This is a genomic window from Shimia sp., assembly GCF_039969785.1.
In the GTDB taxonomy this organism is placed as follows: Bacteria; Pseudomonadota; Alphaproteobacteria; order Rhodobacterales; family Rhodobacteraceae; genus Shimia.
Genome location: NZ_JBDVNC010000013.1, coordinates 106187 through 131680, shown reverse-complemented (window position 1 = coordinate 131680; position 25494 = coordinate 106187). Strand labels below are relative to the sequence as shown.

Below are 25494 nucleotides of genomic sequence, written 5' to 3'. Positions count from 1 at the left end.
CTTATTTCATCCTCAACGAATTCATAGACCGATGGGATCTATTCCGCCGCCGCTTTCACCACATCCCCGGCTTTCAGCGCCGCAAGAATTTCCTCGCGCCGATTGGCGGCCTTTGCCTCATTGTCTTGCTTCACCGGGCCAAACCCTCTGATCTGCAACGGTAATTCCGCCAATGCGATGGCTGCATCCGAGGCTTGCGCACCGTGATCGCGCAAGACTGCCTTCATGTCGCTCTCATACTGGCGGATCAACGCGCGTTCCATCTTGCGCTCTGCTGTGCGTCCAAACAGGTCCAGCGGCGTGCCGCGTAAACCTTTCATACGCGCCAAAAGCCGGAACCAACGCATCATACCCGCGCCATATTCCTTTTTCAGCGGACGACCATTTGCGCCTTCCCTGGACAACATCGGTGGCGCGAGGTGGAATTTAATCTCGAAATCGCCTTCAAAGACTTCCGCAGCCTTGTCTCGGCTTTCCAGATGCAGACGCGCAACTTCGTATTCATCCTTATACGCCAACAGCTTGTGATACCCTGCGGCCACCGCCTCTTTCAGGCGTACATCCGTAATGCCATCAACCATCTTGCGATACCGTTTGGCCAATCGCTTGCCCTGATACTTCACCAGATGATCAGCGCGAAACGCGATCTTATCTTCCAGCGATTTGGGCAGTTCCACTACCTTAGGTGCCGACATCGCATCCGCGTCCTGCGGATAAAGAGCGGCCCACCGTCCAACCTCAAAGGCGCGCAAATTGCGTTCCACCGCTGCGCCATTGATTTCAATCGCGGCAACAACGGCCTCGTGGCTAAGCGGGATCAATCCATTCTGCCACGCCGCGCCAAACACCATCATGTTGGAAAAGATCGAATCCCCCATGATCACACGCGCCAGCTCAGACGCGTCAAACATTGTCAGTTTGTCACGGAGCCTTGCCTGAAGCGCGACCTCTAACCGATCAGAAGGTATACGAAATTCGGTGTCATGTGTGAAATCACCAGTGATGATCTCATGGCTGTTGACCACACCTGCTGTGCGCCCGGTTTTGGTCAGGCCCAGCGTCTTGGCACCCGCGCTCACCACCAGATCACCGCCTATCAGGGCATCCGCTTCGCCTGTGGCCACGCGCACCGCGCTGATCGCGTCTGGCGTTTCGGCCAGACGGCAATGAATGTGCACCGCACCGCCTTTTTGCGCCAATCCGGCCATTTCCATCATTGCCGCGGCTTTCCCGTCAATCTGCGCCGCCTGCGCCAAAATGGCCCCAATCGTCACAACGCCGGTTCCCCCGACGCCTGTGATCACTACATTATGCGTGCCCTCAATTGGGTTGAACGCGGGCAATGGCATGTCGGGCAAGTCCAGCGTCGCAGTGGCAGCTTTCTTGATCTGACCGCCCTCAATCGTCAGAAAGCTCGGGCAGAATCCATTCACACAGCTGAAATCCTTGTTGCAACTGGACTGGTTGATCTTGCGCTTGCGCCCAAGTTCGGTCTCGACAGGTTCAATCGAAATACAGTTGGATTGCACACCGCAATCCCCGCAACCTTCGCAGACATCCGTGTTGATAAACACGCGACGATCAGGATCTGGAAACAGGCCACGTTTGCGACGGCGACGTTTCTCCGCAGCACAGGTCTGCACGTAAACAATAACCGATACGCCTCTGTTTTCTCTAAAACTTTTCTGAACAGTTTGCAAATCCGCCCGCTCGTGAAAGCTTATTCCGGCGGGAAAAGCCCCCTGATCCACGTCTTCTTTTTCGTCATAGACCACGGCTACGTTCTCAACCCCCATCGCGCGCACTTCGCTGACGATTTTCTGGGGTGACAACCCGCCGTCGTTGGCCTGCCCACCGGTCATGGCGACGGCATCGTTGAACAGGATTTTATAGGTCATCGTAGTGCCCGCAGCCAAGGCCGCGCGGATCGCCTGAACACCGGAATGGTTATAGGTCCCGTCACCCAAATTCTGGAACACGTGGTCTGTGTTGGAAAACGGAGCTTCCCCGATCCAGTTCGCCCCTTCGCCGCCCATATGCGTGAACCCAAGCGTGTCCCGGTCCATCCATTGCACCATGTAATGGCATCCGATCCCGGCATAGGCCCGGCTGCCTTCAGGCACCTTGGTCGAACTGTTATGCGGGCAGCCCGAACAGAACCACGGTGTGCGCACGGCGATGTCTTCGGCGTTGTCTGCCCGCCTGGCCTCGGACAATGTCGACATACCGGCTTTGACCGCGTCTGTACCACGGCCCTCTTCGATCAGAATATCGCCCAGCTTCTCTGCGATCATGATCGGGTCCAGCGCGCCACGTGTCGGAAACAGTTCTTCCCCATGCATCGACCCGGCGCCGCCGCCCTTGTGCCAGCCATAAACCCGGCGACCACGTCGATCATCAAAGATGGCTTCCTTGACCTGAACCTCGATCAATTTGCGCTTTTCTTCAACGATAACAATCAGGTCCAGCCCTTCGGCCCATTCGTGAAAGCCCTTCATATCCAGCGGAAAAGTCTGCCCCACCTTATAGGTCGTGATGCCAAGCCGATCGGCTTCATCCGCGTCAATCCCCAGCAGGTCCAGCGCATGCACAAGATCAAGCCAGTTCTTGCCCGCCGCAACCAAACCTACCTTGGCCCCGGCCTGCCCCCACATGCGCTTGTCCATCTTATTGGCGCGCGAAAACGCCTCCGCGGCAAAGCGTTTGTGGTCAATCATGCGCGTCTCCTGCGCATGAGGCGTATCTATCAGGCGAATGTTCAATCCACCTTCGGGCATCTCAAACTCTGGCTCAACAAAGCTCAGCCGATGCGGATCACCATCCACCACTGCCGTGGCCTCTATTGTATCTTTCATCGTCTTCAGCCCGACCCAAAGCCCCGAAAACCGTGACAGCGCCAGGCCATAAAGGCCGTAATCCATGATCTCCTGAACACCGGCGGGCGATACGATGGGCATATAGGCATCCACCAACGCCCACTCCGACTGGTGCAGCACGGTCGAGCTTTCGCCGGTATGATCATCCCCCATCGCCATCAGCACGCCGCCATGACGCGCGGTTCCAGCCATATTGGCGTGGCGCATTACGTCGCCAGTGCGATCCACGCCCGGGCCTTTGCCGTACCAAAGCCCGTAAACACCGTCGAACTTACCTTCGCCGCGCAGTTCTGCCTGCTGACTGCCCCACAGCGCCGTCGCCGCAAGGTCTTCGTTCAGCCCGGACTGAAATAGAACGTCGTGTTCTTTCAGTGCCTTTTCCGCGCGCATCATCTGGCTGTCGACCGCGCCCAAAGGCGAGCCGCGATACCCCGTGACATACCCGGCCGTGTTCAACCCAGCCTTTGTGTCGCGCACTTTTTGCATCATCATCAGACGCACCAACGCCTGTGTACCATTCAGCAAAACGTTTTTCTTGCTCAGATCCAGTCTGTCATTCAATGACACTTTCTGAATACCCATCGTGCGCTCCCCTCGCCGGATCACCCCTCGTGACCAATATAGTAGCAATATTAGGTCATAATTTCTGACCTATGTAAACATTTTTTCGCCGCCTGATCACATTCTCGGGATAGCCCGGTTTCGTTTTGCACCTGTTTCGCATAAACAAATCAAAACGTCGCGAAAGTTACCCGTATGGATTGGGACAAACTCAGAATATTCCACGCAGTGGCAGACGCTGGCAGCCTTACGCATGCCGGTGACATCCTGCATTTGTCGCAATCTGCCGTATCCCGGCAAGTGCGCGCGCTGGAAGAGTCGCTCAGCACCACGCTTTTTCACCGCCACGCACGCGGCCTGATTCTCACCGAACAGGGTGAGTTGCTGTTTGATGCCACCAAGTCGATGACCAAGCGACTGGATGCTGCCTCGGCACGCATTCGTGACAGCGAAGAAGAAGTGTTTGGCGAATTGCGCGTCACCACAACCATCGGTTTTGGCACGCTGTGGCTGGCGCCGCGCCTGACCAAGCTCTACGAAAAATACCCGGACCTCAATATTGACCTAATGCTGGAAGAGCGCGTGCTTGACCTGCCCATGCGCGAAGCCGACGTGGCCATTCGTATGAAAGAGCCAAGTCAGGCCGACCTGATCCGCAAACGTCTGATGAGCGTGCGCATGCGCCTCTATGCGACGCAACAGTATCTCGAAGAGCATGGCGAAATCGACGAGCTCAAAGATTTGTCGAGTCACCGGTTGATCTGCCAGAACATCACATCCGAACAGGTTGGCGCAGGTGCCAGTTTTGTGCAAAGCCTGTTGGCCGATGACCTTCAGTCCATTCTTTACGTCAACAACTACTTCGGCGTACTTCAGGCTGTTATTCATGGTTTGGGCGTCGGTGTATTGCCGGACTACGTCATCCAGGATTTCCCGGACTTGGTACGCGTTCTGCCCGAAATCGAATCTGCCGAAGTGCCCGTATTCCTTGCCTACCCAGAGGAATTGCGCCAGTCCAAGCGCATTGGCGCGTTCCGGGACTTTGTTCAGGAAGAAATAATTTCACATCGCAAGCAGTTGGCACAAAAAGGAAATCCTTAAGCTATGCAAAAAACGCATAGCGGCCATGCTGCAATTGCAGCATAAAAAGCTTGATCGATTCAATACTGATCACTATTTCATCTCTTGAAGGCGATGTTTGCACATATGCGCATCATCTTCATACCTCCCTGTTGGACTTCGGCCGAGCTTATGCTCGGCCTTTTTTTTGCTTTGCGCAAAACGCGGCGCAACGTTCTGTGTTTCTTCTTCAAAAATCAAATGCAATTACCGTACAGGCTGTTAAACTTGCGCGTGAAGCAAAGAATTTAAAAGCAGGGATACTGCATGTTAAAAACCATTTGGATTGTGACGCTTGTTCTTCTCACGACATTTGCAAGCTCGTTTGAGGTACAGGCGCAGACAATGTTGCCAACCGGAACAACCAGTTCCGCCGAGGCTGAACTGACCCTAATACCAGAAGAGATGACGCCCGAAGCGATCAACTCAATGGTTGCGCGCATGTCTGATGACCAGGTACGCAACCTGTTATTGGACAGGCTTGATGCCATCGCCATGCAGGCAGATGCGGCCCCGGAGCCCGTGAATCTTGTTGATCGGCTGGCCAATCTCTGGACAGCCTTCATTACGCCAACGGTCACAGCGATCAAAGTACTTCCCAATCTGATCCCAACCCAAATCGAAGCCTTTAGCAATTTTGCTAACTTTTATGGCGGTGCTGGCGGGGTCATGACCCTCTTTGGGCTCCTTGCTCTGGTTCTGGTCATCGCTTTCGGGGCGGAATACGCAGCGAAGAACTGGATCGTAAAACCGCGTAACCCAGAGGCAAGCGAAGCCACGACCTCTCTGAAAGACGCAGTCAGGTTCCTTTCACGTCGGTTTTTCCGCGAAATATTCGGCCTGATAATCTTTTTTGTTGTTTTGCGAGTCGTTGGCCGGGCGATACTGTCTCCTGAACAGATCCTCTTCGCGGCTGCTTTTGTAAGTTATCTGATCTGGATGCCGCGTTTGGCCGGTGCCTTTTCCCGGTTCCTGATGGCTCCAAACCGGCCTGACCTGCGACTCGTCAATGTCGACGATCATTGGGCCAAATTCATCCACCGCAATATTGTGGGTATTGTGTTCCTTGGCGGTCTGACGATCTTTGTCATTCAGTTCAATGGCGCCAACGGTGTTCCCCCTGGAAAATCCCTGATTGGCTACTGGATCAACACGCTTGTCTACGTCAACGTCGCCTATCTGTGCTGGTATGCCCGCGAAGGCCTGTCAGAAATGATGCGTGGCACCGACCCTGACAATACCAAGTTCGATGAAATGGTCGCACGGGCCTATCCCTATTTCGGGATTGCCGTCGTTGTTTTCATATGGTGCGTGGTTGCGGTGCTTGCCGGTTTGGGGATCTTTAAACAGATCATTCAGGGCGCGCATTACACAACCATGTTCCTGCTGTTGTTCACACCTGTCATTGATACTGCCATTCGCGGATTGGTGCGCCACCTCGTTCCTCCGATGCAAGGCGTCGGTGCAATTGCGGAACAAGCCTATATCGCCACCAAGCGCAGCTATGTTCGCATCGGGCGCGTGATCGCACTTGGAATTGTCCTGTCGATGATTGCCAGCGCATGGGACTTTAGCCTGCTTAGCCTGATGCAGGACAGTGCCGGGATCGCCGACAATCTGTTCAGCTTCATGCTGACATTTATCTTCGGTTATGTCGCATACGAAGGTGTCTCGCTGTGGATCAACCGCCGCTTGGCGGCAGAGTTTACCGCTCTGGGCATGTCTCAGGAAGATGCCGATAACGAAATGGGCGGCGGCGGCGGCTCGCGACTGTCCACGGTTCTTCCGTTGGCGCTGATCTCAGCCCAGACCACGATAATCGTGATCTTCGGATTGCTGGCCATTGGCAATCTCGGGGTCGACATCACACCGCTTCTGGCCGGTGCTGGTGTTCTTGGTCTGGCGATTGGTTTTGGTGCTCAGAAACTGGTCACGGATGTGGTTTCCGGCGTTTTCTTCCTGATCGACGACGCCTTCCGCGTTGGTGAATATGTCGAGATCGAAGGCACCATGGGCGCGGTTGAAAAGATTTCAATTCGTTCCATGCAGCTGCGCCACCACCGCGGGGCTGTGCACACGATCCCTTATGGCGAAATCCCAAAGCTGACCAACTACTCACGCGACTGGGTGATCATGAAGCTCAAATTCACTGTGCCTTTTGATACCGACCCCAACAAGGTCAAGAAGATCTTCAAGAAGATCGGTCAGGAGATGCTGCAGGACGAGCTGTTCAAAGACGACTTCCTGCAACCTTTCAAGTCGCAGGGTGTTTTCGACATCGACGATGTTGGCATGGTGATCCGTGGGAAATTCATGGCCAAGCCGGGCAAACAATTCATGATCCGCAAAGAGATCTATAACAAGATCAAGGCCGCGTTTGCCGAAGCCGGTATCGACTTTGCCCGCCGCGAAGTGCGCGTTGCTATGCCGGACATGGAACACCATGAGGAACTGACAGAGGCGGAAAAAACGGCCATGGCCGCTGCGGCTGCAGCAACTGTTGCCCAACAGCAGGAAGACCAGGGCCCGGCCGCAGCACCCAAGGGTCCGGACTAAACGCTTCATACGCCGCTCGGGACATCGGCCCTTGCTTGACTCTAAGGACATGCCTGCGGGATACCGTGGGCATGTCTTTTTTTGTGCCGCATTGTTATCGCCTTTGTGACCGCCTCGACAAAAAGCCCTACACACAGGGTCTTGGCGTGGCTTTGTCCGCATGTTTAGCACTTTGTTCAACGGGTTCGCTAAAAGCAGAAAGCGCCCTTGTAAGCAGCACAGAAATGATTGCTGACGCCAGCGAACGCGAAGACGACTATGGCCTGCGGACCGGGTCTTTCATGGTTGCTCCGATCCCCTTCAAGAACCCCACGATTGGCGCAGGACTGGCGCTTGGCGGGGCCTATTTGTTCCAGTTTGACGCAGAAAGCGACACTTCGCATTTCGCCATCGGCGGATTGCGCAGCGACAATGGCACCAACGGATATGGCTTATCCGGATCCTTGTCTTGGGGTGCGAATACATGGAAACTCGACGCCACGCTTGCGCAGGCAGAGGCGTATTACGACCTGTATGTGGGTGGCGTACCCGTTGGCCTGAAACAAGACGGCTCACTTTTTACAGCTACGCTGTTGCGCGGCGTGAGCGAGAATGTTCTGGTGGGGGGCACGTTACGGTATCTTGAAACGACTGTTGGCCTCGAAAGCGGAGGCATTTTGCCGCCCGGCGTCGTTCAGGACGCAAACCTGACACTTGGCAACCTTGGATTTGTGGGACAGTACGATTCCCGCGACGATACGCTGTACCCCCGCAGCGGATATTTTGTAGATTTTGAACTTCTGGGCGGCACAACCCTGGAAGGCAGCGCACGCGACTACGCCCGCAGCTTTGCCAATATGGCTGGTTACTGGTCCCTGGGCGAAAAAACTGTAGTTGCCTCGCAGCTGTCAACATGTGCGGCAACGTCCGACACACCATTCTTTGATCAATGTGCTTTGGGCGGCATTGATGCCTTTCGCGGATTCTCGGCAACTCAGTATTACGACACAAGCAGCGTCTCACTTCAGGTCGAGCTCAGACAAAAATTCGGCAGCCGTTTTGGCGCTGTCGCCTTTGCCGGTGCCGGTATGACGGGTCCCGATTTCAGCTCTCTGGATGCAGGCGGCGTTCACACGGCGGCAGGGTTTGGCATGCGCTTTCAGCTGACCAAGAAATTCGAAACGGATTTCTCTGTGGATGTGTCCTTCAACGACGAAGACGAACAACTTGTGTATATCTACGTGGGTCAACGCTTCTGACATCGACGGGTTAGCCCTTTCCCTTATGGTGCGACTGACCTAAAAGCCCTGTGAAACGCCACTTACGGGGATTCTACCGACTATGCAGGAACCGGCCATCACTCCCGAACTGATCGACGCCCACGGTCTGAAACCGGATGAATATCAGTTGATCCTCGAAATCATCGGCCGCGCGCCCACATTCACCGAACTGGGTATCTTTTCGGCAATGTGGAACGAACACTGTTCCTATAAGTCTTCCAAGAAATGGTTGCGCACCCTGCCCACCGAAGGACCTCAGGTCATATGCGGCCCCGGTGAAAACGCAGGCATCGTAGATATTGGCGATGGCGATGCGGTGGTCTTCAAAATGGAAAGCCACAACCACCCGTCCTATATCGAACCCTATCAGGGCGCGGCTACCGGTGTTGGCGGCATTCTGCGCGATGTCTTTACCATGGGTGCCCGCCCGATTGCTGCGATGAACTCGCTCAGCTTTGGGGAACCGGATCACCACAAAACCCGTCAGCTTGTGAATGGCGTGGTCGAGGGCGTTGGCGGTTACGGCAACTGTTTTGGCGTGCCCACTGTCGGCGGCGAAGTCCGCTTTCATCCCGCCTATAACGGCAACTGCCTTGTGAACGCCTTTGCCGCTGGCATCGCCAAAGCTGACAGCATTTTCTATTCGGCGGCCTCCGGCATCGGCATGCCTGTGGTGTATCTGGGTGCGAAAACCGGACGCGACGGTGTCGGTGGTGCCACTATGGCCAGCGCCGAATTTGACGACACAATCGAAGAGAAACGCCCCACCGTTCAGGTTGGCGATCCCTTCACGGAAAAACGCCTGATGGAAGCCACGCTGGAGCTGATGCAAACCGGCGCGGTCGTGTCCATTCAGGACATGGGTGCCGCCGGTCTGACCTGCTCTGCCGTGGAAATGGGCGACAAAGGTCAACTGGGCGTCAAGCTCAACCTCGAAGACGTGCCCCAACGCGAAGACAACATGACCGCCTACGAGATGATGCTGTCGGAATCTCAGGAACGCATGTTGATGGTGCTCAAGCCCGAGCTTGAGGCCGAAGCCCGCGCCGTGTTCGAAAAATGGGATCTCGACTTTGCCATCGTCGGTGAAACTCTGGCCGAAGATCGCTTTCTGATCGTGCATCATGGCGAGGTCAAAGCCGACCTGCCCCTGTCGCCTCTTTCAGGACGCGCGCCGGAATATGACCGCCCCTGGGTGGAAACACCGGCCGCCGAAGAGCTGGCTGATGTACCCCAGATTGATGGCATAGATGGCCTGCGCGCGCTGCTCGCCTCGCCCAACTATGCAGGCAAACAATGGGTCTATGAGCAATATGACACCATGGTCATGGCCGACAGCGCCCGCCTGCCCGGCCTTGGCGCTGGCGTGATCCGGGTTCACGGCACCGACAAAAAGCTGGCCTTCACCAGCGACGTGACCCCGCGCTATGTCAAAGCGAACCCAACCGAGGGCGGCAAGCAAGCCGTCGCCGAAGCGTTCCGCAACTTGTGTGCAGTCGGCGCCAAACCCTTGGCTACGACCGACAACATGAACTTCGGCAATCCCGAAAAGCCCGAGATCATGGGCCAGTTCGTAGGCGCCATCAAAGGCATTGGTCAGGCCGTCATCGCGCTTGATATGCCCATCGTGTCTGGCAACGTATCGCTTTACAACGAAACCGATGGCACCGGCATTCTGCCAACGCCAACCATCGGCGCCGTTGGTCTGATCGCCGCCGGAGAAGAGCCAATCAACGGAATCGCCCGCGATGGTCACGTGGCCATGGTGATTGGCGACACCGCCGGACATCTGGGTCAGTCCGCCCTGCTGGCCGAAGTGTTCAACCGCGAAGACGGCGACGCGCCGCAGGTTGATCTGGACGCGGAACGCCGCAATGGCGATTTCATCCGCGCAAACCGCGATTTGATCAAGGCCTGCACCGATTTGTCTGATGGCGGTCTGGCGCTGGCCGCCTTTGAAATGGCCGAAGCCGCAGACGTGGGTGTTCAGCTGGACGCCGAGGACACTCCGACCCTGTTTGGCGAAGATCAGGCGCGCTATCTGGTGGCTTGCAATTTTGATCAGGCCGAAGCGCTGATGATCGAAGCAGGCAAAGCAGACGTTCCGCTGATCACTGTGGGCCGCTTCACCGGCGACACCGTACGCTTTGGCCAATCCGAAGCCCCGCTGGCCGAACTGACGGAAATCTTCCGCACCAGCTTTGCCGCTGCAGTTGCCTGACATACGGTACCTATCGGCTAGTCCAATGCACTATTAACAACTCTCGTCTGCAACGACGTGTTTCTTCCCAGAACAAGCTTCGGGGAGAACACGGGTGCAGACTTCGTACGTCCTGCATTATGGGTTGGCTCGATGCCCGGGTCGCGGAAAAGGGCGACCTTCGCTGCAAACTGGCCAACGGCAACTGCGCGCGCATTTTTGCAATTTTCTGACTCCAGGAAAACCTGAGCCCAACAAAAAGCGATCACCGCCACCCAATTTTGATTTCGTGGAACGTGTATTCCTAGCTAAACTGACTTCGATCGAGATTCTGAAAGAAGTGCAATTGCTGTGAACCTGACTGATCAAGAAACGGATCTGATCTTCTCAATCATGCGAGATCTAAGTGGTGAGTTTGACCACTCAGAGGTCCGAAGACGTGTCGGCCATAAGATGTTGGAATTGCTGAAGGCGGACTACTTTGCCTCATACGTCTGGGATGATGCCACAGAGAAGTTTGTGTCATGCGTCCAGATCAACATGAGTGATGACAACCTTCGCAGGTATGAAAGCCATTTTCAGTTTCACGACCCCATTACCCCAACACTTCAGAATCGCCGCCGCGCAACCCCTGTCAGTGAGGTGATGCGGCACGACCGGCTTGTTAAAACTGAATTCTTCAATGATTTCCTCAAACAAGACGGTCTATGCTACGGCATGAACTATTTTGCCTTTGACCGTGGCGACAACATTGGAGATCTGCGTATCTGGCGGGGTGCGAACAGAGAAGATTTTACATCCCGCGACGCCCAGATCGTGGATGCCGTTGGTCCAAGTCTTGTCAACGCTCTGATCCGTGCAAGAAGCGCGTCAGAACACCTTCCGTCGCTGCGCTTTGCCCAAATTGCTGATGGGTTGGGTTTTACGGCGCGAGAGGCTGAAGTCGCTGATCTTCTAACACTTGGACTGACTGATGATGAAATCTGCGCAAAGCTTGGGTTTTCCAAACCAACATTACGAAGCCATATTGCCGCGATTTTCCGAAAGTCGGGTCTAAACAGACGGACCCAGCTGGCCCAATACCTAACCGAAAAAAATCATCATTTGTGATGATAGGCCTCTAGTGCCGCTGCCTTCTATCGTTCTCTCCAATCATATGGGAGGCGAGGATGAAGCTGGACTTGGAACGGTTGGACGCGACAACTGCGGTCAAAGCATTCAAAGTTGGGTCAGTTGCACCCTCTGAATTTGCAGAAGCAGTGGCGGAGCGGGCAGCTGCCCATTCCAACCTGAATGCGCTGCAGAGTTTTGACCCCGAATATCTCGTTCGAACGGCAACCGAAACGTTTCAAGCAAATCCAAACGCCCCGCTGGCGGGCCTACCTCTCGTCGTGAAAGACAATATCAACACGACGAACTATCCAACGTCAGGCGGAACAAGGGCCCTGTTGGGTCATACCCCAACACGTGAAGCGGGTGTTATAGAGCAGATCCTGCGCGCCGGTGGCTTTGTCGGGGCCAAGGCCAACATGCACGAACTGGCCTTTGGGATTACTTCAAACAATGCGGTCACCGGTCCCGTTCGAAACCCGGTTGACCCAAACATGATCGCTGGCGGATCGTCTGGTGGAACTGCTGCTGCGGTTGCAGCGGGCATTTTTCCGGCTGGCCTGGGCACCGATACGGGTGGGTCTTGTCGTATTCCTGCCGCCCTGTGCGGTGTGATTGGCTTTCGCCCGACAACCGGGCGCTATGAAGGCGACGGTATCGTGCCGATTTCACATACCCGAGACACGGTCGGCCCAATGGCGAGAACTGTGCGTGACATTGCTCTTCTTGATGGTGTCCTTTCGGGTGACACATTGACCGTCGTGGATGCAGGTATATCTGACTTCACAATCGGCGTTCCCCGACAGATGTTTTTTGAAAACATTGACCCCATCGTTGCCGCGACCGTCGAGGCACAATTATCCGCAATGGCGATGCAGGGCGCAAAGTTCGTTGAGGTTGATCTCGAACGGATCTGGTCCCACAACGAGGCCTTTAGCTTTCCGGTGGTCTTTTATGAGGTCATGCGTGATTTACCTGCATATTTAGCTGAACACGCGTCTGATGTGACGTTTGATGCGCTAATTGCAAGTATCGGGTCACCCGATGTCGCCGGCGCCATCAGCAGCCAATTGGGCGATGATGCGATGCCCGAAGCGGTCTATCGCGCAGCTATCGACAGACACCGCCCCGAAATGCGCAAAATCTACGGACGAGTGTTCGAAGATCAAGGTCTTGATGCGATTGTGTTTCCAACCACCCCTCTGCCCGCGCGCCCTATCGGCGGGGACGAAACAGTCGAACTGAAAAGTGAACAAGTCCCGACTTTCCCGACTTATATCCGCAACACAGATCTCGGCTCGAATATCGGCGCGCCGGGCATTTCGCTGCCTTGCCCCATCACGTCCGGTCTGCCTGTGGGCATCGAATTCGATGCGTTGCCAGGAAGGGACCGATCACTGCTCTCTCTCGCAAGGGCAGCAGAAAAAGCAATGGCGCATTAAACGCCGAAACCGACAAAGGGGAACTAACTATGCTAAAGAAAAATGCAATTCTGCTTTCCAGTGCGGCCTTGAGTTTGACGCTTGGGTCGGTGACAGCCTTTGCCGACATCAAAGTTGGCGTGCTTGTGCCGGATTCCGGTCCTGCAGGCCTGTTCGGACCCTCAACGCGTAACTCTGCGACGCTGGCTGCTGAAAAGATCAATGCAAACGGCGGGATTAACGGTGAACAAATCGAACTGGTGTTTGCCGACGTTGGCGTGCCACCGGCAGAAGCCGCACAATCTGCACTCCGCCTGTGGAAAGGTGAAGGGGCGCAGGCCTTTGTTGGCATGCACGATTCCGCCGTCCGCGAGGCCCTGATTGGCCGTTTTGGTGGTCAGGTGCCTTATGTTTACACGCCTGTCTACGAGGGAAACTCTTGTGCAGATGGGCTTTATGTCACTGGGGAAACGCCCAGCCAACAGCTTGAACCTGTCATTCCATTCCTTGCCGAAAAAGAAGGCGTATCCAAATGGTATTTGATTGGCCATGACTACAATTGGCCGCGCGACACGAACGCTTTGGCCAAGGGCTATATCGCCGATGCGGGTGGTGAAGTCGTGGGCGAAGAATATGTCCCTTTCACTGTGAGCGAATTCGACTCATCCCTGCAACGCATCAAAGAAAGCGGCGCCGACGCGGTGTTAGTAACACTTGTTGGGGGCGGCTCCGTTGGTTTCAATGTTGGCTTTGCAGGCTTTGGTCTGGACGACCAGGCAATCCGCTTGGGCACCTTGATCGAAGAGAACACCCTTGCCGGAATCGGCGCGGGCAATGCCAATCGGTTGTATTCATCCTCAGGCTATTTTGCGTCGATCCAAACCGAGGCGGCCGCGTCATTTGCGGCTGATTATTCGGCGGCTTTTGGCGCGGATGCACCTGCGCTGAACGGCCTGGGGCAGTCTGCATATGAAGGTCTGATGCTATTGGCCGCCTTGGCGAACAAAGCGGGTAGCGTGGACGTTGCGGCCATGGACGCCGCGGCCGAGGGCACAACCTGGAGCACGCCACGCGGCAACAACACGATGGTTGGGCGGCATATGGCGCAGACGATTTACCTTGCGGATGGCAGCAGTGGCGCGTTCAGCGTTGTCACGTCGTTTGACAACGTTGCGTCCTCTGAAAACTGCGCAAACTGATCGTTCGCCCGTGTCGTCTGTTCTGTTCCTAAACCTTGCTTGGCAAATCAGCACACTGGCGTTGGTGGCCTTGGGGCTTGCCATTGTGTTCGGCAAGCTGCGGATCATGAACATGGCGCATGGTGAATTTGTGATGATCGGGGCCTATGCGCCGGTCATCACATCAACGCTTGGTTTGCCCGGCTGGCTACAAGTCCCTATCTGTTTGGTGACAGTGGGCCTGATTGCATTTGCTTTGGAACGTTCCATTATCCGTCACCTCTATGGGCGGATGTTTGACAGTCTGCTCGCCACTTGGGGCATCGCCATCCTGCTGCGCGAAGTCGTCGAATTGGTCTTTGGCCGTGGATATCAATCTGTCACCCCGCCAATTCCCGGAACCATCAATCTATTCGGTGCCGACTATCCCGCATACCGCATTGCGGTGATCGCCGGTATTATTCTGGGGTTTGGCTGCCTTTACTGGTGGAACACCAGATCAAAGGTCGCCACTCAGATCAAGGCGATGGTCGGCAACCCCGAACTTGCCCAAGCCGTCGGCATCAATACAGCCCGCCTGTCAGCAGGGGCTTTTGTCTTTGGGTGCTGCACCGCTGGGCTTGCCGGTCTGGTGCTGGCCCCGACAATTCGGATCGAACCGATGATGGGGCTCGACTATCTGATCCGGTCTTTCTTTGCCCTTGTCGTTGGCGGATTGGGCAGTCTTGAAGGCTTGGGCATCGGCGCGGGTATCATTGCGGGAACGCAGACTTTCATTGGGTCTGTCGCAAGCCAGACCTACGGGTATCTGGCGGTTCTCATCCTTTCAATTTTATTTCTGTGGCTGAAACCAAATGGTATCCGTTCTTCTTCCCGCTAGCGCGCTTTTGGCAGCGCTGCTTTTGGTCCCGGAACTGTTCGGAGATTTCGTCGCCTACCAGATCGGGCTGTACTTGATCTATGGTATCGCCGCGCAAGGTATCGGGTTTCTTTGGGGCAAAACCGGGGTGCTGCCGCTTGGCCAATCCTTGTTCTTTGGCATTGCCGCATATTTCACCGCGATCACGCTGCGCGCCGAAGGGCATCTGATCGTGAACCTTGGCCTTGCCGCCATCGCTTTGGCCGCGATAACAGGGTTTGCTTATGTGCTGGCGATGCTCGTTTTTCGGGGGCGCAATGAAAGCGGCCCTTATTTTTCACTGATCACGCTGGCGCTTGTCATGATCGCGGAACAGGTGGCTGGCACCGCGACGTCACTGACCGGCGGGTTCAACGGCATGAGCGGGTTTAGCAGTCTGGCCAACCTCGACCCGTTTGGTGGGTTTTACTATGTGATCGTTGCGGCGACCGTCTCGGTGAGTTTGGTTTTACTCCTCTTGAACAAGATGCCGGTAAACCTGATTGCCCGAGCGGTCTTGGACAACGAACCCCGCATGCAATTGCTGGGGTTCCCGACCCACGTCATCAAGGGTGCCGCCTTTGCTTTTTCCGCCATGATCGCAGCACTTGCCGGTGGCTTGTTCGCCTCGCATCAAGGGATTGTCACACCAACCTCAACCGGTTTTGCCCTGTCTGCGGAGCTGGTCATTTTGACGGCCGTTGGCGGTCGCTTTCATGTGCTTGGCCCATTGATCGGCGCTGTGGTCGTTGGCTGGGCATCTGCTGAGTTGCGCGACAGCTTTCCTTATTGGGAACTGCTGATGGCCGTGCTGTTCATTCTGGTCGTTTTGAAAGCACCAGGTGGCATTGCCGAACTGATAGAGGCTGCGTTCCGACGGATATGGCCAAAACCCGCAAATGAAACCCTGCCAGCCCACGCGGCCCCATCCGTCCGTTTCGACAAAAGCCCCGTGCCGTTACGCTTTGAAGATGTGCATCTGCAAATCGGGGTCGTCCAGATTCTGAATGGTGTTTCATTCGAAACGCCCTCCGTGGGTATCGTGAGTGTGATCGGACCAAATGGCGCGGGTAAGACAAGTGCTTTGAACACAATAACGGGCAATCTAGCCGTGACCGGTGGTCAGATCACACTGGGTGAGCATGCAATCCACTCGCAGCCACCCCACCAAGCCCTGAACAGCGGTATTGGTCGAAAACGGCAGGTGCCGTCCGTCTTCTTCTCGTTGAGCGTCGCAGAAAACCTCAGCATCGCCATGATGGCAAACCGCCTTCGATTGGCGGACTTGTTCAGATCTTCCACCTATCAATGGCAATCGGACGCGCTGAAGGGTGTGTTGGATCATCCAGAAGTTCCTTTGGCAAAAGGGCTGAACGAACCCGTTGAGTATTTGCCACAAGGGCACAGGCAGTTTCTGGAATACGCGATGACAGTCGCGGCAGAGCCTACGGTGTTATTGCTGGATGAACCATGTGCGGGTCTTTCACCGGATGAGACGGGTCTGATGACCACCCTTGTTCAGACCTATCAAGCAACAACCAAGGGTCTCGTCATCGTCATTGAACACGACATGAGCATTGTCGAAGCGATATCTGACAAGGTTCTGGTGCTGCATCTGGGGCAAGTTCTGACCTTTGATACCTACGACAATGTGCGCCAAAATCCAGAGGTAATGGCTGTTTACGCGGGAGGCACAAAATGACCGCGCTGTTAGACGTCAAAAGCCTGACCGGAGGATACCAAGACACCAACGTGGTGTTCGACATCTCGTTCAAAATCGAAGCTGGCAGCCTGCTTGGTGTGCTGGGGCGAAACGGCGTGGGAAAGACAACGCTTGCGCGCCTTGTTCAAGGCAGCATCCCATCAAGTGTGGGCGAGATAACTTTGGCTGGGCAACCCATCAGGGATTTGCCCGCGCATGCGCGCAGAAAACTCGGGCTGGGATACATGCCCCAAACAGCCATGGTATTTGACGATCTCACAGTTCACGAAAACCTTCATCTCGGCCACAATGCAACGCCGCCTGATCGCTATTTTGATCTGTTTCCCCGGCTAGCTGAGCGTCTAAAGCAGCCTGCAGGCACCATGTCAGGCGGCGAACGAAAAATCTTGGCGTTTGTTCGCGCGATGAGTGAAGACACGCAACTGATCATTCTGGATGAGCCATCCGAAGGCGTTCAGCCAGAGAACATTGACCGCATGGCCGAGTGTCTGAGGGAACGTGTGGCCAAAGGCGCGAGCGTTTTATTGTGTGAGCAAAACCTAAACATGCTGGCGAAAGTTTCCGATTGTTTTTTGGGTTTGGACTCGGGTCGCATCATGATGACTGGCACCAAACAGACCACAACCAGAGAAGACCTGAGTTCGGTTTTGTCTTTGTAGGTTTCCCGACTGATCACGGTCCGCATTTGGTACATTCTACCACCTTGATCAATGCCCAACATTTGTGAGTATGGGCTCATTACAAGACAGGCATTCAGCACAAAACATACAAATTCCAGCCATGGGTTTCGCGCTGGCTTCCGATCCATATTGTCAGACGACAACGCCACGAAAAACAGCGTTTGCGGCGCGTGATGTCGTTTAGGAACGACCCAAAAACCCAAACCAATCCCCAAAACCCAAACGATCAACACTTGCTTTTTTCTGTGTCCTGTCGTGAAACTAAGCCGTGCCATGCCCCGCGCTCTGGAAAAAGGACTGTGTCATGAACGCGCCCACTTACATTTTTGATGCCAGCGAAAAACCATCCCTGCCCCTGCACGAGGTGCCGTTGGTCATAGCCACCGACGAAACCATGCAAGGGTATGGCTGTCTCGTCGACGATCCCGACAATTTTGAGATTGAAATCACACGTTGGCCCGCTCAAGGCTGGCGCCCGGTTGATCCGGATTCCGGTGACGAAGGTGGCTGGGTCGAAGGCACGTTCTTTGGCGACTGGCAGGGCGATATTCTCTATGGGCGCAACGAGGCTGTGGGCGGGCATTACGTTCTGGGCTGGTCGACCGACCCGCAAAAAGCCGATGCAAAGGCGCAGTCCGAACCGCGCACCAAGGTGCTGCTCTGGCATATGAATTATCACCCCGATGGCGGTCAGTTGTTCTTTCCGCTGGACAAGAAACCGTTTGTGGTGCCGGTCGCACTGCCCGGCGACGATTTGAACCCGGACAAGGTCATCGCGTTCTGGTGTGACGGCACGCGCGGGCTCTATATTCACCCCGGCATCTGGCACGAGGGCATATTCCCGGTGCATGACTCGCAGCGCTTTTCAGACCGCCAAGGCCGCGTGCACGCCCGTGTCAGCGCCGATATCGGTCAGGAATTCGGTGTTTATCTTTCTGTTCCGCTGCCGGAAACCCCATGACACACCTGCGCCTGGCCACTCCGGCAGATTTTCCGTTTATCCACGCGGTTGCCGGTATCCCCGAATACCGGCTCTATATTGATGATGTGCCGGACGCTGACCTGCAAAGCTATCTTGATGCGCCCGACATGCAGGTCCTGATCTGGGAACAAGACAATCACCCTCTGGGTTTTGCGCTGTTTTGTGAGCTCGACAATCCGGCGGGGCGTTGCGAATTGCGCCGTCTGGCGCTTGCACAGACCGGCAAAGGCGCCGGACAGGCGTTTTTGCGTGATCTGGTTTCATATGCGTTCGACAATCTCAACAAATCCCGCATCTGGCTGGACGTTGTCCCGGATAACCCGCGCGCCATCCGCAGCTATGAGAAAACCGGCTTTGTGCGCGAAGGCCGGATGCGCCAACATTGGAAACGCCCCACGGGCGAAATCGTGGACCTGATCGTTCTGGGGCTGCTGCGCGACGAATGGCGCGCCAGATAGCATCGACATCGCCTTGCACCTCTGCGCGCGCGCCCCTAAATTCAGGTCAACAACCAACAAGGAAAACGTGCATGGCCATTCTCGCTTCTGATATTGAAACCCTGATCCGAACAGGATTTCCAGATGCCAAAATCACCGTCATGGGCGATGACGGCGCGCATTTCTCGGCCGAAGTTATCGACGAGAGCTTTCGCGGCAAATCGCGCGTGGCCCAGCAGCGCGCGGTGAATGCCACTGTGAAATCCGCCATCGACAGCGGCGATCTGCACGCGCTGGCCCTGACCACCAAAGCGCCTGACTGATGAACACCGCGCTTTTGATTGTAGGTGTATTAATCCTGTTGGTGGTTGCCGCCGCCATAGTGGAAGCCTATGTCAAAGGCCAGAACACACGCCCCCTTGCCCACAGCAAACCCAAAAGGGTCTCTAGCCGGGCACCGGGACAAGTAGCAACCGACACATCGCTCCTTCAGGACATACTGGAGGACGAAGAGCGCCAGAGAGGGCGCGTCCCTGAAAGGAACAGCTGACAATGAGCGACGCAAAAACCCGGATCGATGAGATCATCAAAGCCAACGATGTGGTGCTGTATATGAAAGGCACCAAGGACATGCCCCAGTGCGGCTTTTCCAGCCGTGTGGCCGGCGTCCTGAACTATATGGGCATCGATTTCTCGGACGTGAATGTGCTGGCCGACGATGAAATTCGTCAGGGCATCAAAGACTATTCCGACTGGCCCACTATTCCCCAGCTCTATGTCAAAGGCGAATTTGTCGGTGGCTGTGACATCATCACCGAAATGACGCTGTCAGGCGAACTTGATACGCTGCTCGAAGACAACGGCGTCGGTTTTGACAAAGAAGCCGCAGATCGCATTCGCGAATCCAACGCCTGATCCATCCCACCGGGATGTTAAATCTCAAAGCCCCGGATATCCTCCGGGGCTTTGCTGTTTAAACGATCACCCCCGTCCCGTCATGCGCGCCTTTGTGGCGTCCCGATCGATCAGCGCGTGTTTCAGCGCGCCCAACACATGCAACAGTATGGCCGCGATCATTATCATAGCAAACGCGCCATGCACGCCATGCGCCAGCGAGTCGATCCACCCGATCTTTGGCCCGGCCGGAATGGTAAACAGGCCGAAAAACCCGGTCGCCCGCCCGCCAAAATAACTGCCTGCCAGTCCAGACAACGGCATCACAACAATGCCCGCCAACAAAACCCAATGCACCAGGTTCGCCAGCTTTTCCTGCCAACCGCTGTGCAAAGCCGCCAGAAACCCCTGTTTCAACCGCCACGCCACGCGCCACGATCCCAGCACCAGAACCAGTAAGCCAATCGACTTGTGCAATCCAATCAGCGCACCTTTGTCGGGCCCGCGCGGCAATACCTTAAAGACATAGATCCCCAGGATCAGCATCCCGATCATCAATAATGCAACAACCCAATGATTGATCCGTGAAACACGGTCATACGCTGTACCCACTCCGGTCATGGTCAACTCCTTGATAAAACATCTCGCTTCAGGAATATAACGCAGGACGCCGCGACTTCCGTCGCACAACGCACAAAAAAACCGGGCCCACGGGGCCCGGTTTCACATCTTGACCCGGCATAGTTCACCCGGCGATTTTTTCCTCAACCTCAGCCGCCAATGCCTCGGCGCGCGCGGCCAGTTCGGCCAAAGTCTCGTGTACCTCGGTGGGAATGGTCGGCACTTCGATTTTCTGAGGCTCCGGGGCGGGCGCATTGCGCAGCGCCTCCAGCTCTCTTTCCTGCGCCACCAGCTTTGCTTCAACTTCGCGCAGCTTATCCTCGGCACCCGCAGTTTTGTCAGCCAGCATCAACCCGGCCATCAGCAACATACGTGCTTCGGGAATGCGCCCGGTCTGAGCGGCCAGCACTTTGGCCTCATCATCCAGCATCCGCGCCGCGGACTGAAGAAAATGCTGTTCGCCATCCTGACAAGCCACTTCAAACACGCGGCCACCGATTTCAATTTCGACTTCTGGCATTATGCATCTCCCATCGGATTGGCATCTTCGGATGTCGGCGCCGCCTGCCCGACCAGCATTGGGCGCAATCCTGAAAGAATGGCGTCCGTTTCCAATGCGTCGGTTTCACGCAAAGCATTCACGGTTTCCAGCTCACTGCGCAGCGACGCATTGATTAAGGCTGGGTCGGTCACGCCTTTTTCAGCGGCCTCGCGCAGCTTTTGATTGTTCTCACGAATGTTGCGGCTCAACCGGCGCATCCGGCGCAGTCGCTGCGTCAGCTCATCCATTGCAACTCGGCTGGCGGCAATATCGGCATCCGACGCTGCAGGCACCACTTCAGCCGCCGCACTCTGTGCCGCTGCCAATCCGCTTTCCGCGTCCGCTTTGGCGCTTTCAGCCGCATCACGCTGGGCTTCCGCCGCTTCGCGCTGGGTTTCGGCTGCGTCGCGCTGGGTTTCGGCTTCGGCCTGTGCACTCTGGGCTGCATCACGCGCGGCTTCGACCTCGGCCAGCGCACCTTGCGCCGCCTCAGTTGCGGCATTGGCGCTGCTTAATTCTGTTTCCAGCGTTTCAACACGCTCGGACAACGCGCGCACGCGCTCCTCTAGCTGGGCACCTGCCAGCTTTTCATCTTCCAGCGCCCGTTCCAGCCGTTCCGCGTCTTCACCAGCCTCGCCTCCGGAAACCGGGGCATTGGCAACTGTTTCCAGCCCGCGACCGATCCGGTCCATCGCAGCACTGATCCTGTTTTCAAGATCGCTGATTTCACTCATTTTGCCTCGTCCTTCATTCTTTTTGGTGCCGGATACGCACATTTTGCGTCCCATCGCAAATGCGCCGCGAATCGGCTCCTGTCAGGCTTTTCCCGATATTAGCCAATGGGCCGGGAAATTGCGCCCCCATATACACAGCCATATTGCCTCGTGGCTTGCACTTTAATCCATGGGTGTTATTGAGCATCCGACCCGTTTTTCCAAGTAAAGGAACGAACCCAGTGGACATCGCTGCGCTCCGTGAAAACAACCCCAATCATTGGATGAAGGCCACAGCCATCCGCGCCCTGACGCTGGACGCGGTTGCCGCTGCCAAATCCGGACACTCCGGCATGCCCATGGGCATGGCCGATGTGGCAACTGTGCTGTTTGGCAAGCACATGAAATTTGATGTGGCCAACCCAGGCTGGCCCGACCGCGACCGCTTTATTCTTTCAGCTGGTCACGGCTCCATGCTGATCTATTCGCTGCTCTATCTGATGGGCGACAAGCAGGTCACGCTGGATCAGGTTAAGAATTTCCGCCAGATGGGCGCGCTGACCGCGGGCCATCCCGAGAATTTTCTGATCGACGCCGTCGAAACCACCACCGGACCTCTGGGTCAGGGCATCGCCAACGCCGTTGGCTTCGCCATGGCAGAAGAGATGCAGCGCGCCCAGTATGGCCGCAAGATCGTGGATCACTACACCTATGCCATCGCAGGCGACGGCTGCCTGATGGAAGGCATCAGCCAGGAAGCCATCGGGCTTGCCGGGCGTCATGCCCTGGGCAATCTCATCGTGTTCTGGGACAACAACAACATCACCATCGATGGCACGGTCGAGCTGTCTGACCGCACCGATCAGGTCAAACGCTTCAAAGCGTCCGGCTGGCATGTTCAGGAAATCGATGGCCACGACCCCGAGGCCATCGACGCCGCGATTGAAGCTGCCAAGAAGACCAAAAAACCTTCGATGATCGCCTGCAAAACGCATATCGCCATCGGCCATGCGGCTCAGGACACCTCCAAGGGTCACGGCGCACTGACGGACGCCGATCAACTGGCCGCGGCCAAGGCGGCTTACGGCTGGCCCGGTGGTGCATTTGACGTTCCTGCCGATGTCAAAGCGCAATGGGAAGCCATCGGGGCACGCGGTGCCGCCGATCGCGAAGCATGGGAAGGTCGTTTTGCCGAGGCTTCCAAGCAAAAACAGGACCGGTTCAACCGCGCCTATGCGCTGGACGCTCCTAAAAAGCTTTCGGCGGTTGTCAAAGCTCTGAAAAAGCAGATTTCAGAAGACCAGCCCTCGATTGCCACACGCAAGTCGTCGGAAATGACACTGGCTGCGATCAACCCGGTTATGCCGGAAACCGTTGGTGGCTCTGCAGATCTCACCGGGTCGAACAATACCAAAACCAACGATATGGGCGTGTTTGATACCGATAACCGCAAGGGCCGATATATCTATTGGGGTATCCGCGAACACGGTATGGCATCTGCGATGAACGGCATGGCGCTGCATGGCGGCATACGTCCCTATGGCGGAACGTTCTTCTGCTTCACCGACTATGCCCGTCCGGCTATGCGTCTGGCGGCACTTTCTAAAATTCCAACTGTGTTTGTGATGACCCACGACTCGATTGGTGTTGGCGAAGACGGCCCGACGCACCAGCCTGTGGAACATCTGGCGATTTGCCGCGCGACCCCCAACACCTATGTGTTCCGTCCTGCGGACACCGTGGAAACGGCCGAGGCATGGGAAATCGCGCTAACGGCCAAGGAAACACCCTCTGTTCTGGCGCTGACCCGTCAGAACCTGCCAACTGTGCGCACCGACCACAAACTGGCCAACCTAACCACAAAAGGCGCCTATGTACTGGCCGAGGCAGACGCCAAACGTCAGGCCATCCTGATCGCCACCGGGTCCGAAGTGTCCCTCGCGATGGACGCCAAAGCCTTGCTTGAGGCCGAAGGCATCGGCACACGTGTGGTTTCTATGCCTTGCATGGAACTGTTTGCAGAACAGGACGAAACCTATCGCCGCAAGGTGTTGCCCGCAGGGTCCGCCGTGCGCGTCGGTATCGAAGCGGCAGTACGTCAGGGCTGGGATCAGTGGCTGTTGGGCGAACGCGCCAAGCCCGGAAAATCCGACTTTGTCGGCATGGACCGCTTTGGCGCTTCTGCCCCTGCTGGTGAATTGTTCGAAAAATTCGGCATCACCGCACAAAACGTGGCGGACAAGGTCAAGGCCCTGCTCTGAGCAAACCGAACCACTTAAAAATTCAAGGGGCGCCCAATCGGACGCCCCTTTTTCTTTGCCTGTTCATGCGGTCACACGATTACAGAGCAGGATTGAGGTAGTTCAGAATGGCCGACATGCGCATCATCACCTTGCGAATAATATGGGTCGCACCCGCGCTTTCGGTATAGATCGCAACCGTTCCCACAGCGCCGGGCCTTAGAAACGCGGTGTCCTCAGGATGCACTGGCGTTAGCCGAACCATAAACGGTTCCGCGCCATATTGTTGCGATCCCGCAATTGCGCCTGAGACTTGTGCCTGCCCACCTGAAACTGCCGGAACCAGCTGATCCACTGTCGCCATTATCAATTCACCAGGTCGTGTTTTCATTGCAATTTCAACTTGTTGACCTGGTTCAATATGGCGAAGGTAAATCTGGTGAATCTGTGCAACTGCGGTGGACTCTGACGTATCGACAAACGCCATGGATGGCGCCAATGGCAGGTTGACCACCCTTTGCCCCACAGCAAGCGCCATATTGGTCGCATACCCATCGCCCGGAGCACGCACGACAGTCTGCTCCAAGTCCCATTCCGCTTGTTCCAACCGAGATTCCGCTTCGGCAACCTTTGCAATCTTACCGTCAGGCATCACCGCACCCAATTCCGTTTCCGCCAACCGAACCGACGCCTCTGCCGATTCGACACCAGCCTGCGCCTGATCCAGATCGCTCTGACGCCGCTCCAGACGGTTTTCGGAATAGACGCCGCTATCCACCAGCTTTTGGTCGTCGTCAAACCGCGACTGCGCCAGCGTCACTTGTGCAACGGCCTGACGCAACCCGGCTTCGGCCGTCTTCAAAGAATCCTGATCCTGTTTCGCGCGCGCTTGTGTTTGCACCAGCGTAGCTTGCGCAATATCAACAGCCTGTTGAAACGGCACCGGGTCGATGCGAAACAATACATCGCCCTGTTGCATTGGCACATTCGGTTCCGCCGCGATCTCAATCACCTGCCCGGATACATTCGGCACCACTTGTACAACCCGTGTCAAAACCCGCGCCGGGCCCGACGGCGCCCCCCATTGCATTGGAATAAATAGGAAAATTAGCAACAACACGATCCAGACCCCAGTGCTGGCCCATGTTACTTTGCTATCGGGTAATATCTTTGCCCTGATCAATACATACAAAACTGCGACATAAATAAGCGCGAGAAAAATGATCATGCTGCATTCCCCTCTGGCTCAATCGCAAGCTTCTGCCCCGGGTACACATAGAAAGCCCACACCAACGCCAAAGGCCAAAAAACGCCTAACGCAAGCGCGCCAAGCCAGCCTGCGACGTTCACAGCTTCGGATTGAGGATGATTGCGGCCTTTTGCAATCCGCCCCGGCAACATCGCCAGAAACACAAAGATACCAATCACGGTAAAGATCAAAACGATCAGTACAACCCAGGCGAAAATATCCAACCCACTCATGTC

The 25494-nt window shown here is 55.9% G+C and carries 21 protein-coding genes; 15 read left to right on the top strand and 6 right to left on the bottom strand.

The features are described 5' to 3' along the window. Positions 1-38: 38 nt before the first annotated feature. Positions 39-3458: an indolepyruvate ferredoxin oxidoreductase family protein gene (locus ABJI08_RS05725; protein ID WP_348400863.1), complete on the bottom strand. Its 3420-nt coding sequence runs from the start codon at positions 3456-3458 to the stop codon at positions 39-41. 174 nt (positions 3459-3632) lie between these two features. On the opposite strand from ABJI08_RS05725, the gene ABJI08_RS05720 reads away from it, so the two are divergent. From ABJI08_RS05720 to grxD, 14 genes are all read left to right on the top strand, one after another. Further along, the gene (locus ABJI08_RS05720) at positions 3633-4538 is read left to right on the top strand and encodes a LysR family transcriptional regulator (protein ID WP_348400862.1); all 906 of its coding nucleotides are present in this window, start codon (positions 3633-3635) and stop codon (positions 4536-4538) included. Between the two features lie 285 nt (positions 4539-4823). Next, positions 4824-7112: a mechanosensitive ion channel domain-containing protein gene (locus ABJI08_RS05715; protein ID WP_348400861.1), complete on the top strand. Its 2289-nt coding sequence runs from the start codon at positions 4824-4826 to the stop codon at positions 7110-7112. Between the two features lie 224 nt (positions 7113-7336). Further along, positions 7337-8350 carry a BamA/TamA family outer membrane protein gene (locus ABJI08_RS05710; RefSeq protein WP_348400860.1) on the top strand — a complete coding sequence of 338 codons (1014 nt, stop codon included), beginning with the start codon at positions 7337-7339 and terminating at the stop codon, positions 8348-8350. 82 nt (positions 8351-8432) lie between these two features. Beyond that, the gene (purL, locus tag ABJI08_RS05705) at positions 8433-10592 is read left to right on the top strand and encodes a phosphoribosylformylglycinamidine synthase subunit PurL (protein ID WP_348400859.1); all 2160 of its coding nucleotides are present in this window, start codon (positions 8433-8435) and stop codon (positions 10590-10592) included. Positions 10593-10922: 330 nt separating this feature from the next. Then, positions 10923-11681, top strand: a complete 759-nt coding sequence (locus tag ABJI08_RS05700) for a helix-turn-helix transcriptional regulator (protein ID WP_348400858.1) — start codon at positions 10923-10925, stop codon at positions 11679-11681. A gap of 59 nt (positions 11682-11740) precedes the next feature. Further along, a complete protein-coding gene (iaaH, locus tag ABJI08_RS05695) occupies positions 11741-13123 on the top strand; it encodes an indoleacetamide hydrolase (protein ID WP_348400857.1) in 1383 nt (460 codons plus the stop codon). A 29-nt stretch (positions 13124-13152) separates the two neighbouring features. Continuing rightward, entirely contained in the window at positions 13153-14301 is a 1149-nt protein-coding gene (locus tag ABJI08_RS05690; RefSeq protein WP_348400856.1) for a substrate-binding domain-containing protein, read from the top strand. Between the two features lie 10 nt (positions 14302-14311). Next, complete coding sequence (locus ABJI08_RS05685) at positions 14312-15160, top strand: branched-chain amino acid ABC transporter permease (protein ID WP_348400855.1); 849 nt, start codon at positions 14312-14314, stop codon at positions 15158-15160. Beyond that, positions 15135-16880, top strand: coding sequence for an ATP-binding cassette domain-containing protein (locus tag ABJI08_RS05680; protein WP_348400854.1), 1746 nt, complete (start codon positions 15135-15137; stop codon positions 16878-16880). Before ABJI08_RS05685 ends, ABJI08_RS05680 begins: the two co-directional genes overlap by 26 nt. Next, positions 16877-17560 (top strand): ATP-binding cassette domain-containing protein, encoded by a 684-nt coding sequence (locus tag ABJI08_RS05675; protein WP_348400853.1) that lies wholly within the window; start codon positions 16877-16879, stop codon positions 17558-17560. Before ABJI08_RS05680 ends, ABJI08_RS05675 begins: the two co-directional genes overlap by 4 nt. Before the next feature lie 325 nt (positions 17561-17885). Further along, positions 17886-18542 carry an ureidoglycolate lyase gene (locus ABJI08_RS05670; RefSeq protein ID WP_348400852.1) on the top strand — a complete coding sequence of 219 codons (657 nt, stop codon included), beginning with the start codon at positions 17886-17888 and terminating at the stop codon, positions 18540-18542. Continuing rightward, positions 18539-19021 carry a GNAT family protein gene (locus tag ABJI08_RS05665; RefSeq protein WP_348400851.1) on the top strand — a complete coding sequence of 161 codons (483 nt, stop codon included), beginning with the start codon at positions 18539-18541 and terminating at the stop codon, positions 19019-19021. The genes ABJI08_RS05670 and ABJI08_RS05665 overlap by 4 nt, the downstream gene beginning before the upstream one ends. Before the next feature lie 71 nt (positions 19022-19092). After that, complete coding sequence (locus ABJI08_RS05660; protein ID WP_348400850.1) at positions 19093-19323, top strand: BolA/IbaG family iron-sulfur metabolism protein; 231 nt, start codon at positions 19093-19095, stop codon at positions 19321-19323. A 229-nt stretch (positions 19324-19552) separates the two neighbouring features. Beyond that, positions 19553-19915, top strand: coding sequence for a Grx4 family monothiol glutaredoxin (gene grxD / locus ABJI08_RS05655; RefSeq protein ID WP_348400849.1), 363 nt, complete (start codon positions 19553-19555; stop codon positions 19913-19915). 66 nt (positions 19916-19981) lie between these two features. Here grxD and ABJI08_RS05650 read toward each other — a convergent pair whose 3' ends face one another. The 3 genes from ABJI08_RS05650 to ABJI08_RS05640 form a co-directional block, all read right to left on the bottom strand. After that, complete coding sequence (locus tag ABJI08_RS05650; RefSeq protein ID WP_348400848.1) at positions 19982-20515, bottom strand: cytochrome b; 534 nt, start codon at positions 20513-20515, stop codon at positions 19982-19984. Positions 20516-20639: 124 nt separating this feature from the next. Then, entirely contained in the window at positions 20640-21035 is a 396-nt protein-coding gene (locus tag ABJI08_RS05645; protein ID WP_348400847.1) for a cell division protein ZapA, read from the bottom strand. Then, on the bottom strand, positions 21035-21790 hold the full coding sequence (locus tag ABJI08_RS05640) for a hypothetical protein (protein WP_348400846.1): 756 nt from the start codon (positions 21788-21790) through the stop codon (positions 21035-21037). The genes ABJI08_RS05645 and ABJI08_RS05640 overlap by 1 nt, the downstream gene beginning before the upstream one ends. 221 nt (positions 21791-22011) lie before the next feature. Here ABJI08_RS05640 and tkt point away from each other — a divergent pair, with 221 nt between their 5' ends. Continuing rightward, entirely contained in the window at positions 22012-24030 is a 2019-nt protein-coding gene (gene tkt, locus ABJI08_RS05635; RefSeq protein ID WP_348400845.1) for a transketolase, read from the top strand. Positions 24031-24109: 79 nt separating this feature from the next. Here tkt and ABJI08_RS05630 read toward each other — a convergent pair whose 3' ends face one another. Then, positions 24110-25237, bottom strand: a complete 1128-nt coding sequence (locus ABJI08_RS05630) for a biotin/lipoyl-binding protein (RefSeq protein WP_348400844.1) — start codon at positions 25235-25237, stop codon at positions 24110-24112. Then, complete coding sequence (locus ABJI08_RS05625) at positions 25234-25491, bottom strand: DUF3302 domain-containing protein (protein WP_348400843.1); 258 nt, start codon at positions 25489-25491, stop codon at positions 25234-25236. The genes ABJI08_RS05630 and ABJI08_RS05625 overlap by 4 nt, the downstream gene beginning before the upstream one ends. Positions 25492-25494: the final 3 nt, after the last annotated feature.

Bases quoted from the DNA above. Each gene is read 5' to 3' on its own strand.
- ABJI08_RS05675 (WP_348400853.1), top strand. From the start codon at position 16,877: ATGACCGCGCTGTTAGACGTCAAAAGCCTGACCGGAGGATACCAAGAC.
- ABJI08_RS05680 (WP_348400854.1), top strand. From the start codon at position 15,135: ATGGTATCCGTTCTTCTTCCCGCTAGCGCGCTTTTGGCAGCGCTGCTT.
- ABJI08_RS05630 (WP_348400844.1), bottom strand. From the start codon at position 25,237: ATGATCATTTTTCTCGCGCTTATTTATGTCGCAGTTTTGTATGTATTG.
- ABJI08_RS05715 (WP_348400861.1), top strand. From the start codon at position 4,824: ATGTTAAAAACCATTTGGATTGTGACGCTTGTTCTTCTCACGACATTT.
- iaaH (WP_348400857.1), top strand. From the start codon at position 11,741: ATGAAGCTGGACTTGGAACGGTTGGACGCGACAACTGCGGTCAAAGCA.
- ABJI08_RS05650 (WP_348400848.1), bottom strand. From the start codon at position 20,515: ATGACCGGAGTGGGTACAGCGTATGACCGTGTTTCACGGATCAATCAT.
- ABJI08_RS05640 (WP_348400846.1), bottom strand. From the start codon at position 21,790: ATGAGTGAAATCAGCGATCTTGAAAACAGGATCAGTGCTGCGATGGAC.
- ABJI08_RS05660 (WP_348400850.1), top strand. From the start codon at position 19,093: ATGGCCATTCTCGCTTCTGATATTGAAACCCTGATCCGAACAGGATTT.
- ABJI08_RS05665 (WP_348400851.1), top strand. From the start codon at position 18,539: ATGACACACCTGCGCCTGGCCACTCCGGCAGATTTTCCGTTTATCCAC.
- ABJI08_RS05690 (WP_348400856.1), top strand. From the start codon at position 13,153: ATGCTAAAGAAAAATGCAATTCTGCTTTCCAGTGCGGCCTTGAGTTTG.
- ABJI08_RS05710 (WP_348400860.1), top strand. From the start codon at position 7,337: ATGATTGCTGACGCCAGCGAACGCGAAGACGACTATGGCCTGCGGACC.
- ABJI08_RS05720 (WP_348400862.1), top strand. From the start codon at position 3,633: ATGGATTGGGACAAACTCAGAATATTCCACGCAGTGGCAGACGCTGGC.
- ABJI08_RS05625 (WP_348400843.1), bottom strand. From the start codon at position 25,491: ATGAGTGGGTTGGATATTTTCGCCTGGGTTGTACTGATCGTTTTGATC.
- purL (WP_348400859.1), top strand. From the start codon at position 8,433: ATGCAGGAACCGGCCATCACTCCCGAACTGATCGACGCCCACGGTCTG.
- ABJI08_RS05670 (WP_348400852.1), top strand. From the start codon at position 17,886: ATGAACGCGCCCACTTACATTTTTGATGCCAGCGAAAAACCATCCCTG.
- ABJI08_RS05645 (WP_348400847.1), bottom strand. From the start codon at position 21,035: ATGCCAGAAGTCGAAATTGAAATCGGTGGCCGCGTGTTTGAAGTGGCT.
- grxD (WP_348400849.1), top strand. From the start codon at position 19,553: ATGAGCGACGCAAAAACCCGGATCGATGAGATCATCAAAGCCAACGAT.
- ABJI08_RS05725 (WP_348400863.1), bottom strand. From the start codon at position 3,458: ATGGGTATTCAGAAAGTGTCATTGAATGACAGACTGGATCTGAGCAAG.